This window comes from Lentzea sp. NPDC060358, assembly GCF_042725365.1.
Lineage (GTDB): Bacteria > Actinomycetota > Actinomycetes > Mycobacteriales > Pseudonocardiaceae > Lentzea.
The window spans coordinates 1-12,146 of the sequence record NZ_JBHXCW010000227.1; the positions used below are offsets into that span (position 1 = coordinate 1).

Sequence of the window (12,146 nt, forward strand, 5' to 3'; positions counted from 1 at the left end):
ACACGATCCACGGAAGCTGATCACCCTTCCTCACGCCAAGGTCAACAGCCAGATGATCAACAGTATTCCAAGATCATTATGTTAGGAGTTCTTAGCCGCCGCCCGCCAGCCGTCTGCGCAGCAGGTCGCGTTCGGCCGGGTGCTCCGCCCGGTCGAGGGCGGCCTCCAGCGCTGCCCGCGGGTCCTCCCCCAGCCGTTGCAGCAGGTCCGCGCGCACGGCGTGGAACAGGTGGTAGCGGTCGAGGTCGAGCGCGTCGACGAGTTCGAGCGCCCGGCGCGGCCCCTCGGTCTCGGCCACCGCGACGGCCCGGTGCAGTGCGACGACCGGGCTCGGCGTCAGCGCCAGCAGCTGGTCGTAGAGCGCCACGACCTGGTGCCAGTCGGTCGGCGGGTCGCTGTGCACGGCGTTGATCGCGGCCTGGAGCTGGTAGGGGCCCGGCTGGTTGCGGCGCAGGCAGCGGCGCACGAGGTCCTGGCCCTCCGCCACCCGCGCCGCGTCCCACCGCCCCCGGTCCTGGTCGGCGAGCAGGACGATCTCGCCGTCGCGCAGGCGGGCGTCGCGGCGCGAGTCGACGAGCAGCATCAGCGCGAGCAGGCCGAGCACCTCGGGTTCGTCCGGCATGAGCCCGGCGAGCACGCGGCCGAGCCGGATCGCCTCGTCGCCGAGCTCCCGCTTGTCGAGGTAGCCCGCGTTGAAGATCAGGTAGACGACGGCGAGCACCGCCGCGAGCCGGTCGGGCAGGTCGGCGTCGCGCGGCACCCGGTACGGCACGCGGGCGGCGCGGATCTTGCCCTTCGCGCGCACGATCCGCTGCGCCATCGTGGTCTCCGGCACCAGGAACGCCCTGGCGATCTCCGCCGTCGTGAGGCCGCCGAGCAGCTTCAGCGTCAGCGCGACCCTGGCCTGCGGCGCGAGCGACGGGTGGCAGCAGGTGAAGATCAGCCGCAGCCGGTCGTCGGGCACGTCGCCCACCTCCTCCTCCGGTTCGTGGTGCAGCAGGGCGGCCTGGGCCTGCTTCTCGCGCCCCTTCGTCTCGCGGCGCAGCCGGTCGATCGCGCGGTTGCGGGCGGTCGTGATGAGCCAGCCGGCCGGTGAGGGGGGCACGCCCTGGACGGGCCACCGCTCGGCGGCCGTGGCGAAGGCGTCCTGCACCGCCTCCTCGGCGAGGTCGAGGTCGCCGAGGAAGCGGGTCAGCACGGAGACCGCGCGGCCGTACTCCGCGCGGAAGACCTCGTCGATCATCCGAACGCGATCGGCCTGACCTCGACCGGCAACGGGCTCAGCACGTCCGCGAGCCGGCGTCCCCAGTCCAGCGCCTCGTCGAGGTCCTCCGCCTGGATGACCGTGAAGCCGCCGATGTGCTCCTTGCCCTCGGTGAACGGCCCGTCGGTCATCAGCACCCCGCCCGCGTCCGCCGTCAGCACGGTCGCGGTCGACGGCGGGTGCAGGCCGACGGCGAACACCCAAGCGCCCCGGGCCTGCATCTCCTCGTTGAGGGCGTTCAGGTTCGCCATGATCGGGTCGAGGACCTCGGGCGGAGGGACCTCGCCGTCGGGCTGGTAGATGCTGAGCAGGTACTTCTGCGTCATGGTGGTCTCCCTTCGCCCACTGCACGAACGGCGCGTGCCGGTTTCGACAAGCACGACGACCCGGATCCCGTGGCGGGATCCGGGTGGCGGGGACGCGGGGGTCAGCCCGCGGGGGTCAGCTGCATCGAGACGAGCTGGCGCCGCATGCGTTCGCAGAGCAGGTCGACGACCTCGGTGACGGTCCCGGCCTCCGCGTACGCCTGCACCTCGACCCACTTCAGGTCGAACCGGGCGTGCGCGTGGATCACGGTCTTGTCGGCCGTCAGGTTGACCCAGGCGAAGTCGACTCTGCCGGGGGCGTAGCGGTCCAGTGAGGCGATGCGCTCCGACGCGTAGTCCCGAGCCTGCTCGGGAATCGCTTCCGCGAGCGAGACCTGGATGTAGTCCATCGACACCTAGCCTCCTCAAGGCCACGCGACAGCGCCGCGCGGCCCGTTCCACACTACGTTTCCGATCGCAGTGCCGAACCAGGCGTTGGTCCCGACGGCACAGGGTCCTTCTTCCCGGCGTTCGGGAAGATCAAACCTGTGACGTCAAAGAAGACACCTTCGCGTCGAGGTCCTCCTCGGTCGGCGACCCGGCGAGCAGCTCCACCGAGCCGTCCGGCCGCACGAACGCGAAGGTCGGCTGGGCGGTCACGCCGAAGCGCTGCCACACCGACCCGTCGAGGTCGGCAAGGCTGGGAAAGCCGTTCATGCCGTGGTCGGCGACGAACTTCTTCATCGCGTCGAGCTGGTCCCGCGCGGCGACGCCGACGAACTGGACCTTGTCGTGGCGCTGGGCGACCTTCGCGATCATCGGCGCCTCGGCGTTGCAGGACGGGCACCACGGTGCCCAGAACCACAGCACGACGGGCTGCCCGACGAGCTTCTCGCCGCGGAACTCGGCCCCGTCGAGCGTCTTGGCCGTGAACCGGAACTTCTCCGGGGTCGGCGCCTTCTCGGCACACCCGGCGAGCAGCAGGATCCCCAACAGCAGTCCGAGGACGCGCATTCGGCTCCTCACCTCCTGTCCTGGCCTACGGCCTTGCGCCTCCTCCGGTTCAGCCACCACCCGCCCGCGACGACCAACGCGACGACGAACGGCCACGGCCCGATCTCCGACAGAATCTGCACCAACGCGCTCTGGAACCGGGTGGCCGCCCGCACCACGGGGTCGACCGCGCTGCCGTCGGCGAGGAACAACCTCAGCTCGTAGATGCCGTAGTACGTGACGTACGCACCGACGACGACCAGCACCACACCGCCGATGCGCCCCACGTAGGGCAACGCTTTCTTGATCCGCGGCGCCAGCACCGACCCGGCGACGGCGAGCACCGTGACCACCAGCCCCATGCCGAGCGCATAGGCGAGGAACGCGACACCGCCGGTCTGCAACGACGTGCCGACCACGGCCAGAAACGGCCCGATGGCGCACGAGAGAGAGGCGACCGCGAACGCCACCCCGTACCCGTACATCGACCACAGGCTCGTGGGCGCCGCCTGGAGCTTCGGCAGCCGCAGGTAGAGGTCCTTGCCGAGCACCAGCAGCACGCCGACGACGACCATCACGAGCCCGACCACCACCGTCACGACGGGCAGGTAGCTCTTGAGCGTCGCGGCCACCGGTGTGACGAGAAGGCCGAACAACCCAAAGAACGTGACGAATCCGGCCGTCATCACCAAACCGGACATAAAGGCTCTGCCGAGGTCCCCCTTGGCCACCAGCGCCAAATACGCGGGCAGCATCGCGAATCCGCACGGGTTGACCGTGGCGACCATTCCCGCGACGACGGCGAGTGCGAGCTCGTTCACGACGTCGAGGCTAGAGTTGCGACGTGCCGGTCGAACAGTGGCTCGAAGCCATCCCACCCCTGCTCGTGTACGCGATCGTCGGCGTGGTGATCGGCTTCGAATCACTGGGCATCCCCCTACCGGGCGAGATCGTGCTGGTCACGGCCTCGCTGATGGCCTCGCAGCACGACGAGCTGAGCCCGCTGTGGATCGGCGTGTGGGCCAGCGCCGGCGCCATCATCGGCGACAACTTCGGCTATCTGATCGGCCGCCGCGGCGGCCCGCGCCTGTTCGCGTGGATGGGCCGCAAATTCCCCAAGCACTTCGGCGAAACGCAGATCGAGCACGCCCGCCGCGTGTTCCAGAAACGCGGGGCCTGGGCGGTCTTCTTCGGCCGCTTCGTCGCTTTGCTGCGCATTCTGGCCGGACCGCTGGCCGGGTCGCTGCACATGAACTACGGCAAGTTCCTCGTCGCCAACGCCCTGGGCGGCGTCGCGTGGGCGGGCGGCACGGCGGCGGCCGTGTACTACCTCGGCGTGGTGGCCGAGAAGTGGCTGAAGGGCTTCTCGTACGCGGGGCTCGCGCTGGCCGTGGTGGCCGGGGTCGCCGGGGTGTTCGTGGTGAAGCGGCGACTGGCGCGGGCCGCGGAGAAGCTCGAGGGGACGCCGGACGAAGAGGTGCCGGCGGCGTAGCCGCTGCCCTGGGGGCTCGGGGTGAGTGGCAGCGGCTCGGGGCGAGGGGTGGCGACTTGGGGCGCGGGGTGGCGGCCCGGGCCGAGGGGTGGCAACTCGGGGCGAGGGGTGGCAGTCCGCATCGAGCGGCGGCGGCTCGGGGCGAGAAGTGGCGGCTCGGGCCAAGGGGGGCGACTCGCGCTGAGGGGTGGCGACTCGGGGCAAGCGGCAGCTGCCCGCACCGAAGGGCGGTGGCTCGCGGCGAGGGGCGGCGGCTCAGGGCGATAGCAACCCACGGGCACATCGTTGGCACACACGCAGCCGCGCCAGCTTCGGAGCGACGGCGGCGGCTCGGACCGACTGGCGGCGGCTCGCAGCGAGGGGCGACGGCTCGCAGCGATAGCAACCCACGGGCACATCGTTGGCACACGCGCAGCCGCGCCGGCTTCGGAGCGACGGCGGCGGCTCGGACCGACTGGCGGCGGCTCGGACGCGACGGCAACTCAACTCGGACGCGATGACAACTCGAGTCCGGCAGCAGCGCACGCACGTAACCAGACCCAGCGAGCACCACACCAACTCAGCACGACCCTCACCCAAGCGCGCCCAGCGAAGGCGCACCCCAATCCATCAACCACGTCTTGTGGCGACCTGATTACGCGCGGTATGGTCTAGACCTTCAATCGCCGCCGCGATGTCACGGAATGCACGCACATCAAGGCAAAGGAAGTCAGATGAAGATTGGACGCAGGGTTGCGGCCTCCATGGCCGGCGTTCTCGCTGCACCGTTGCTCGTCGTGGCTCTCCCCAGCGGCACGGCGTCCGCGCACGGGTACATCTCCTCCCCTCCCAGCCGTCAGGCGCAGTGCGCCGCGAAGACCGTCTCCTGCGGTGACATCACGTGGGAGCCGCAGTCGGTCGAGGGGCCCAAGGGCCTGCAGAACTGCCACGGTGACGTGGGCCGGTTCTCCGAGCTCAGCAACGACAACAAGGGCTGGAAGGTCAGCGGCACGGGTCGCACGGTGACGTTCAACTGGGTGTTCACCGCGCGGCACAAGACGAGCAACTACGACTACTACGTCAACGGCCGCAAGATCGCCTCGATCACTGGCAACAACCAGCAGCCCCCGGCCACCGTGCAGCACCAGGTGACCCTCCCGAACTCGGGGCGGCAGAAGGTCCTCGCCGTGTGGAACATCGCGGACACGACCAACGCGTTCTACTCGTGCATCGACGTCAACGCGAGCTGAGCACGCTCCGCGAACTGAGCACGCTCCGCGAACTGAGCGCGCTAGGCGCGTGAGGTCCCCTTCCGCTCACGCACCACCGCGTCGACGTCGAACGGCATCAGGTTCAACGGCGGGCCGGACAACGGTTTCCGCAGTGCGTCGAGGATCTTCGCGTTCATCTGCCCGATGATCGCGCGTGCCTCGTCGTCGGTCCTGGCCGCCAGGGCGCGCGCCCTGGCGGTCTCGGCCTCCTTGCGCAGCACCAGGGAAGGGGGCAACCCTGCCGTGCCCTCTTCCTCCCTGACCTTCCGCTTGATCCACCAGTCCTCCTCCAGCGGCTCGCCCGCGCCGGAGAGCGGCTTGCCGGCGCTCGGGAGGTCGTCGAACTCGCCGCGTTCCTGGGCTTCGCGGATCTGCCGGTCTATCCACGACTCGAAGCCCGTTCCGGGCGGTTTCCGTTGTGTCATGGGGAGAACCTCCTCGCGGCGGAGCGCATCGCCTCCGCGAACGCGGGGCTGCCCTTGTGGCCGCTGTCGTCCACGAGGGTCAGTTCGGCGTCCGGCCACGCCTGCGCGAGCGAGTGGGCGGTGTCGGCCGGGCAGCTCAGGTCCCGCCTGCCGTGGACCAGCGCGGCGGGGATGCCGGCGAGCTTGCCCGCGTTTCCCAGCAGGTCGTCCACGAAACCGTTGTGCGCGTAGTAGTGCGCGATGATCCGCACGAGTGCGAGCACCTCGTCGGACGCGCGATCGGCGAACACGTCCGGCCGGCCGAAGTCCTCCAGCGACAGCACGGTGTCCTCCCACCGCACCCACTCCAGCGCCGCCGCCTCCCGCACGGCGCGGTCCGGGTTCTCCATCAGGTCCGCGTACGCGCGCACGACGTCCGGTGCGTCGCCGGCGTGCGCGCTGAACCGGGCCCACGCCTCCGGGAAGAACCGGGAGACGCCCTGGTAGAGCCACTCCAGCTCGCGCGGGGACGAGAGGGTGATCGCGGCGAGGATCATCTCCGTGACGCGGCCGGGGTGGCGCTGCGCGTAGGCGACGCCGAGCGTCGAGCCCCAGGAACCGCCGTACACCAGCCACTTCTCGATGCCCAGGTGCTCGCGGAGCCGTTCGACGTCGGCGATCAGGTGGTCGGTGGTGTTGACGGCCATGTCGGTGGCCGGGTCGCTCGCGTGCGGGGTGCTGAGGCCGCAGCCGCGCTGGTGGAAGATCACCAGCCGGAACTTCTCCGCGTCGAGCGCCCTGCGCGCACCCTTCGACGGGGCGCCGGGGCCGCCGTGGAGGAACACGGCGGGCTTGCCGTCCGGGTTGCCGACGACCTCCCAGTAGACCTGGTTGCCGTCGCCGACGTCGAGCATGCCGTGTTCGTAGGGCTCCACGACCTCCAGCCTACCGACGAGGACGCCTCACGAGGCCGGTCTCCAGTCGGCCCCTCCCGCACGGGAGGCGACAGCGGCCCACAGCGCCACGGCGACGCCGGCGCCCCCGCTCAGCAGGAACGTCAGCTCCGGCCCCGCGGCGTCGAGCAGCAGGCCGCCGCCGAGGTACGACACCGCCGCCGCCACGCCGATCCCGCCGTAGAAGTTGCCGAACACCCGGCCCGTCCGGCCGGCGGGCACGAGCCGCTGGATCAGCGTGCTGTGCGCGACGTCCATCGCCGCGATGCCCAGTCCCCGCACGGCCTGCAGCGCGAACGCCGACGCGACGCCCCACGCCAGACCGGTGAGCATGTTGCCCGCGCTGCTGATCACGAACCCGGTGACGAGCAGCGTCAGCATGCTCCACCGCGCCGCTCCCCTGGCGAGCAGCGCGTACCCGAGCAGCAGGCCGATCCCGACCGCGCCGAGCACGACCCCGGCGGCGCTCTCCGACTGCCCGAACGACACCATCGTCAGCTGCAGCACGGCCACGTCGTCGATCGCGGTGCACGCCACGACCCCGCAGAAGCCCAGGAAGACGACCCGCAGCGCGCGGTTGCGCCAGATCTCCGCCAGCCCGGCCCTCGCGTCGGCGAGGACGCCCTCCTCCGGCACCGGCGGCACGAGGAGTTTCGGCAGGCGCAGCAACAACAGCGCGGACAGCAGGAACGAGACGGCGTCCACGAGCAGCACGCCCCGCGTGTCCAGGAACGTCAGCAGGACGGCGGCGAGGAACGGCCCGATCACGTCGGCGCTGTTGGATCCCAGCCCCAGCGCGGTGTTGGCCCGCCCCAGGTCCTCCTCCGCGACGAGGCCCGGCACGGCCGCCCGCGAGGCGGGGACGAAGACCTGCCCGATCACGGCTCTGAGCCCGACGAGCACGAGCAGGACCGGCAGCGGCGGCAGGGTGAACGCGATGACCGCCAGCAGCACGCCCTGCGCGACCTCGCAGACGATCATGACGGTGCGGCGGTCGAACCGGTCGCTCACGATACCGGTGAGGGGGCTGAGCAACGCCGGGGCGAAGTCGCCGACCAGGAGCAGCGCGGCCACCGCGACGGCCTTCCCCAGGATCGACTGCACGTGGACCATCAGCGTCACGAGGCTGAGGGCGTCCCCCACGACGGAAACGGCCCGTGCGGTGCTGAGCACGCGCAACGGGCCGTTTTCCTTCAGAAGCGTCAGCACACGGCTACTGTGCCAAGGCCTGGTCCAGCTGGTCAGCCAATTTGTTCATGATCGCGGCGTAGGAGGAGTAGCTCAGCGGCGCGACGGCGTTCCACTCGACGAACCGGTTCGCCTGCACGGCGGGCAGCGCCTGGAAGACCGGGTGGCCCTCCTTCATCTTCTCCGGGTTCAGCACGTGCTGGCGGGTGTCCCACATGATCACGTGTTCCTTGTACGTGCCGGAGTTCTCCCACGACAGCGACTGGAAGTAGCCGCCGCCCTCGGTGTCGGGCTTCTCCGGCGTGAGCAGCGGCAGGCCGAGCTCGCTCACGTACCAGTCGAGGTCGGGGTTGCGCGCGGGCACCGCGACGTAGAACAGCTTCGGGTCGCCGCCGACGACCTGGATCTTCTGGTTCGCGGCCGTCATCTTGGCGCCGATGGCCTTCAGCCGGTCGGCGGCCTTGGTGAACGCCTCCTCGTCGGCCTTGACCTTCGCCGACCCCGTGTCGCCGCCGAGGGACTGCGCGAGCTCCTGGAACCGCTTGATCCCCTCCGGCAGCTTGATCTTCGACTGTCCGATGCCGACGGTCGGGGCGATCTCGAGCACCTTCTTCTCGAACTCGGCGGTGAGGTGCCAGAGCCCGGTGACCTCCGGGTAGTAGCCCGCGACCACGAGGTCGGCGTCGAGCGCCGCGAACTTCTCGAAGTCGATCTCGCCGTAGCCCGGGCCGGTGATGTCGGTGACCTTGCTCGGGTCGATGCTGCCCGCCTCGGGGTCGGTCGTGCCGTCGGCGCGCTTGAGCGGGCCGAACGTGCCGACGACGTCGACGCCGAAGTCCTTGAGCGCACCGGCGGCGGACACCTGCGCGACCACGCGCTTCGGCCGCTCCGGCGCGGTGACCTCCTTGCCGCGGTCGTCCTTGAACGACCACTGACCGGTTCCCTGCTGCTGGTCCGCGGGAGCGTTACCACCGCACCCGGCGACCAAGCCGAGCAGCAGAACCGCGGCGACTGTCTTGCGCACTCTGTCCACCTCCTGAGTTTAGGCTTGCCTAACCTATCAAGTGAGGTGGCCGGGCCGGACACACCGGGGTCGGAGTCGCTGCCCGGAATCGGCCGATCACCGCGCGGAACCGGCGACGCGCTCTCGGACGACCTCGCGATGCGCCATCCCCGGTGCGGACCCTCGCCACACCACCTGAGCCCCAGCACCATTCCTTCCGGTGACTTCGGTGACCTGGTGCGGCGAGGCGGCCGAAACCGTCCACAGAGGACCACTAAGTTGCCTCGCGTGTCCAACAAATCACGCATCGCAACCACGATCCTCGCGGCCGCGGGCGCCACGCTCGCCGCCGCCTCCCCCGCGCTCGCGGACAACGACTCGAACTTCGGCGGCGGGGTGAACGCCGCGAACAACTGGAACTTCGTCGCCGCGGCGGTGTGCCTCCAGGAGGTCGCCGTCGTGCCCGTTCTCGGCGACTACGTCAGCGACCACGTGAACAACTGCTCGAACGGCAACGTGATCGACCACTCCGGCAGCTGAACCCGGAGGGCCGTCCGGCCGTACGCCTCCTCAGAAGTCCGATTTCCGACTCCTGAGGAGGCCGCGTGCCCGGCCATCGCGCTGCAAGGACGACCGCTTTCGCCGCCGTGATCGCCGCGACGGTGGTGTCGATGCCCTCGGCCCACGCCCAGCCCGCCGCCGACGCGCTGAAGACCTACAACGAGCTGACGCAGCAGGCGGAGAAGCTCAGCCAGGACCACCTCAAGGCCCAGGGCGACCTCGCGCAGGCCAACGCCGTGGCGGGCGCCGCCACCGAGGCGGAGAAGAAGGCGCTGGCCGAGTCGCAGCAGTTCCGCGGCCAGGTCGACGTGCTGACCGAGGCGACCTTCGAGGGCGCGCGGTTCAACAACATCTCCGCGCTGCTCACCTCGTCGTCCCAGCAGGACTTCCTGGAGCGGATGCAGGCGATGACCATCATCGCCGCCGACCAGAACGAGGCGGTCGCCCGGCTCGACGCCACGCTGAGCGCCGCGAAGAAGGCGCGGGCCGACGCCACCGCCGCCGCGGGTGCCGCCGAGAAGTTCGCGGCGGACGTGTCCACCCGCAAGGCCGCCATGGACCAGCAGGTGACGGCGGCGCGGGCCAAGTACCAGTCGCTGTCGGCGCCGCAGAAGCAGACCCTGAAGGCCCCCGGCGACACCTCGGTGGTGCCCGTGCCGGCGGGTGCGGCGGGCGCGGCGCTGAACTTCGCGCTGAGCCAGCGCGGCAAGCCCTACGTCTTCGGCTCCAACGGGCCCGACTCGTGGGACTGCTCGTCGCTGATGCAGGCGTCCTACCGGTCCGCGGGCGTGACGATCCCCCGCGTGACCTACGACCAGGCGAAGGTCGGCCGGGCCGTGAGCCGCGGCGAGGTCGCGCCCGGCGACCTGGTCATCTACTACTCGGGGCAGTCGCACGTGGCGATGGTCGTGGACGGCACCCGTGCCGTGCACGCGTCCACCGAGGGCGTGCCGGTGAAGATCGCGGACATCGACTCCATCGGTCCCATCTCGGTGATCCGCCGGGTCGTCGGGTGACGCTCGTCTCCACCCCGCGATAAACCCATGTGGGCGACTGTGAGAGCGTGCTGGCGGGCAACTGCCGGGGTACCGGTGCTGGACGAACATCAGGTCGTTCCGTAACCTGTCCGAGACCTTCGGCCCAGCAGTTAACCCACTCGGGGCACACGCCAAGGTTGTCGTCTTACGCGCAGTAGTTCTCGCGGGGCGGCTGCCAGGAAAAAGGAGGACCCGCGACGTGGTGTCGCAACCCTCGCGCCGTGTTGTGCGTGGAGCGTTCGTGGCGACGGCAGCAGTCGTCGCGGCGGCACTCCCCACGACCCCGGCCACCGCACAGCCTTCGTCCTCCGACGCGCTCAAGAAGTACAACGAGCTGTCGGAGCAGGCTTCCAAGCTCAACCAGGACCACCTGAAGGCGAAGGACGACCTCGCCGCGAAGCAGGCGGAGCTGGACAAGGCCAAGGGCGACCTGGCCAACGCCCAGAAGGCCGAGGAGTCCCTCCGCGGTCAGGTCGACCTCCTCACCGAGGCCACCTACTCCGGCGCGCGCTTCAACCAGATCTCCGCGCTGCTGGTGAGCGACTCGCAGCAGGACTTCCTCAACCGCATGTCGGCCATCAACATCCTGGCGGCCGACAACGCCGACGCGTTGAAGAAGCTCACCGACGCCGTCGACACGGCGGACGCCGCGACGAAGACGGCGAACGACGCCACCGAGGCGTCGAAGAAGCTGCTCGCCGAGATGGACCAGAAGAAGGCCGATCTCGACAAGCAGCTCGGCGAGGCGCAGGCCCAGTACCGGTCGCTGAGCCAGACGGTGAAGAAGCAGCTGGAAGCCTCCGGCGACATGTCGAACATCTCGGTCCCGGCCGGCACCGCCGGCAGGGCCCTGCAGTTCGCCCTCGCCCAGCGCGGCAAGCCCTACGTCTACGGGTCCAACGGCCCGAACTCGTGGGACTGCTCGTCGCTGATCCAGGCCGCGTACCGCGAGGCGGGCGTGAGCATCGGCCGCACCAGCTACGCGCAGGCGGCGGCGGGTCGTTCGGTGAGCCGCAGCCAGGTCCAGGCCGGCGACATCATCGTCTACTACTCGAGCCAGTCCCACGTGGCGATGGCGGTGGACGGCATCCGTGCCGTGCACGCGTCGACCGAGGGCGTGCCGGTGAAGATCGCCGACATCGACTCCATCGGCCCGATCTCGGTGATCCGCCGCATCGAGGGCTGATCCCCCGCTTTCCGCGCGACGCCCCCCGCCACTTCGCGGCAGGGGGCGTTTCGCTGTCACCGCATCGGGTGCACCTGCTCCGGTGACATGTCCCGATCTCGGTCACCACGTTCCGCTCCGGGCACCACCGGGTGCCGCAGTCCGAAGTGGAGCGCTCAGTGGACACCTTGCGAGCCGGGCCGGAACTGTCCCGCGGCTGGCAGCTCACCACCGCCGACGGCTACCGGCTGACGCTGCGGTCCGACGGCAACCTGGTCGTGCTCGCGGGCGACGGCAGCGCGCGGTGGACCTCCGGCACGAACACCGACACCCCGCAGCCGGTCCCGGCTGCGGGGGAAGCCCCGGCCGCTCCCGCTGCCGAGCCCGCGCCGGCCGAGCAGGCGCCGGCCGTGCGCACGCACGAGGTCCAGCGCGGTGGCGCTTCTACGGCGACGGCAATCGCTACGGCGAGATCGCCTCGGCCAACGGCATCGCGAACCCGGACCTCGTCCAGCCCGGCCAGGTCCTGAC

15 protein-coding genes are annotated in these 12,146 nt (G+C 70.3%); 6 read left to right on the plus strand and 9 right to left on the minus strand.

The features are described 5' to 3' along the window. Positions 1-91 precede the first annotated feature (91 nt). From ACFWGZ_RS33160 to ACFWGZ_RS33180, 5 genes are all read right to left on the minus strand, one after another. A complete protein-coding gene (locus ACFWGZ_RS33160) occupies positions 92-1,243 on the minus strand; it encodes an RNA polymerase sigma factor (RefSeq protein WP_382455533.1) in 1,152 nt (383 codons plus the stop codon). Next, positions 1,240-1,590 (minus strand): YciI family protein, encoded by a 351-nt coding sequence (locus ACFWGZ_RS33165; protein ID WP_382455534.1) that lies wholly within the window; start codon positions 1,588-1,590, stop codon positions 1,240-1,242. The genes ACFWGZ_RS33160 and ACFWGZ_RS33165 overlap by 4 nt, the downstream gene beginning before the upstream one ends. 101 nt (positions 1,591-1,691) lie before the next feature. Continuing rightward, positions 1,692-1,979, minus strand: coding sequence for an HPF/RaiA family ribosome-associated protein (locus ACFWGZ_RS33170; protein ID WP_330852285.1), 288 nt, complete (start codon positions 1,977-1,979; stop codon positions 1,692-1,694). 130 nt (positions 1,980-2,109) lie between these two features. Continuing rightward, entirely contained in the window at positions 2,110-2,583 is a 474-nt protein-coding gene (locus ACFWGZ_RS33175) for a TlpA family protein disulfide reductase (protein WP_382455535.1), read from the minus strand. Between the two features lie 8 nt (positions 2,584-2,591). Continuing rightward, complete coding sequence (locus tag ACFWGZ_RS33180) at positions 2,592-3,383, minus strand: cytochrome c biogenesis CcdA family protein (protein ID WP_382455536.1); 792 nt, start codon at positions 3,381-3,383, stop codon at positions 2,592-2,594. A 23-nt stretch (positions 3,384-3,406) separates the two neighbouring features. Between ACFWGZ_RS33180 and ACFWGZ_RS33185 the strand changes: the two genes are divergently transcribed. Further along, positions 3,407-4,054: a DedA family protein gene (locus ACFWGZ_RS33185; RefSeq protein WP_382455537.1), complete on the plus strand. Its 648-nt coding sequence runs from the start codon at positions 3,407-3,409 to the stop codon at positions 4,052-4,054. Between the two features lie 713 nt (positions 4,055-4,767). Beyond that, entirely contained in the window at positions 4,768-5,283 is a 516-nt protein-coding gene (locus ACFWGZ_RS33190) for a lytic polysaccharide monooxygenase auxiliary activity family 9 protein (protein WP_382455538.1), read from the plus strand. A 41-nt stretch (positions 5,284-5,324) separates the two neighbouring features. On the opposite strand, the gene ACFWGZ_RS33195 is transcribed toward ACFWGZ_RS33190, so the two are convergent. The 4 genes from ACFWGZ_RS33195 to ACFWGZ_RS33210 are packed head-to-tail and all read right to left on the minus strand — an operon-like array spanning position 5,325 to position 8,873. Beyond that, a complete protein-coding gene (locus ACFWGZ_RS33195) occupies positions 5,325-5,729 on the minus strand; it encodes a DUF1992 domain-containing protein (protein WP_382455539.1) in 405 nt (134 codons plus the stop codon). Continuing rightward, positions 5,726-6,643 carry a prolyl aminopeptidase gene (gene pip / locus ACFWGZ_RS33200; RefSeq protein ID WP_382455540.1) on the minus strand — a complete coding sequence of 306 codons (918 nt, stop codon included), beginning with the start codon at positions 6,641-6,643 and terminating at the stop codon, positions 5,726-5,728. Before pip ends, ACFWGZ_RS33195 begins: the two co-directional genes overlap by 4 nt. A 27-nt stretch (positions 6,644-6,670) precedes the next feature. Then, positions 6,671-7,870, minus strand: coding sequence for an MFS transporter (locus ACFWGZ_RS33205; RefSeq protein WP_382455541.1), 1,200 nt, complete (start codon positions 7,868-7,870; stop codon positions 6,671-6,673). A 4-nt stretch (positions 7,871-7,874) separates the two neighbouring features. Continuing rightward, complete coding sequence (locus ACFWGZ_RS33210; RefSeq protein WP_382455542.1) at positions 7,875-8,873, minus strand: ABC transporter substrate-binding protein; 999 nt, start codon at positions 8,871-8,873, stop codon at positions 7,875-7,877. Positions 8,874-9,140: 267 nt separating this feature from the next. Between ACFWGZ_RS33210 and ACFWGZ_RS33215 the strand changes: the two genes are divergently transcribed. The 4 genes from ACFWGZ_RS33215 (at position 9,141) to ACFWGZ_RS33230 (ending at position 12,145) form a co-directional block, all read left to right on the plus strand. After that, positions 9,141-9,392, plus strand: a complete 252-nt coding sequence (locus tag ACFWGZ_RS33215; protein ID WP_382455543.1) for a hypothetical protein — start codon at positions 9,141-9,143, stop codon at positions 9,390-9,392. A 65-nt stretch (positions 9,393-9,457) separates the two neighbouring features. Continuing rightward, on the plus strand, positions 9,458-10,429 hold the full coding sequence (locus tag ACFWGZ_RS33220; RefSeq protein WP_382455544.1) for a C40 family peptidase: 972 nt from the start codon (positions 9,458-9,460) through the stop codon (positions 10,427-10,429). Between the two features lie 262 nt (positions 10,430-10,691). Continuing rightward, complete coding sequence (locus ACFWGZ_RS33225) at positions 10,692-11,636, plus strand: NlpC/P60 family protein (RefSeq protein ID WP_382455545.1); 945 nt, start codon at positions 10,692-10,694, stop codon at positions 11,634-11,636. A 158-nt stretch (positions 11,637-11,794) separates the two neighbouring features. Beyond that, positions 11,795-12,145 (plus strand): hypothetical protein, encoded by a 351-nt coding sequence (locus ACFWGZ_RS33230; protein WP_382455546.1) that lies wholly within the window; start codon positions 11,795-11,797, stop codon positions 12,143-12,145. Position 12,146 lies beyond the last annotated feature (1 nt).

Bases quoted from the DNA above. Each gene is read 5' to 3' on its own strand.
- ACFWGZ_RS33170 (WP_330852285.1), bottom strand. From the start codon at position 1,979: ATGGACTACATCCAGGTCTCGCTCGCGGAAGCGATTCCCGAGCAGGCT.
- ACFWGZ_RS33160 (WP_382455533.1), bottom strand. From the start codon at position 1,243: ATGATCGACGAGGTCTTCCGCGCGGAGTACGGCCGCGCGGTCTCCGTG.
- ACFWGZ_RS33190 (WP_382455538.1), top strand. From the start codon at position 4,768: ATGAAGATTGGACGCAGGGTTGCGGCCTCCATGGCCGGCGTTCTCGCT.
- ACFWGZ_RS33195 (WP_382455539.1), bottom strand. From the start codon at position 5,729: ATGACACAACGGAAACCGCCCGGAACGGGCTTCGAGTCGTGGATAGAC.
- ACFWGZ_RS33175 (WP_382455535.1), bottom strand. From the start codon at position 2,583: ATGCGCGTCCTCGGACTGCTGTTGGGGATCCTGCTGCTCGCCGGGTGT.
- ACFWGZ_RS33165 (WP_382455534.1), bottom strand. From the start codon at position 1,590: ATGACGCAGAAGTACCTGCTCAGCATCTACCAGCCCGACGGCGAGGTC.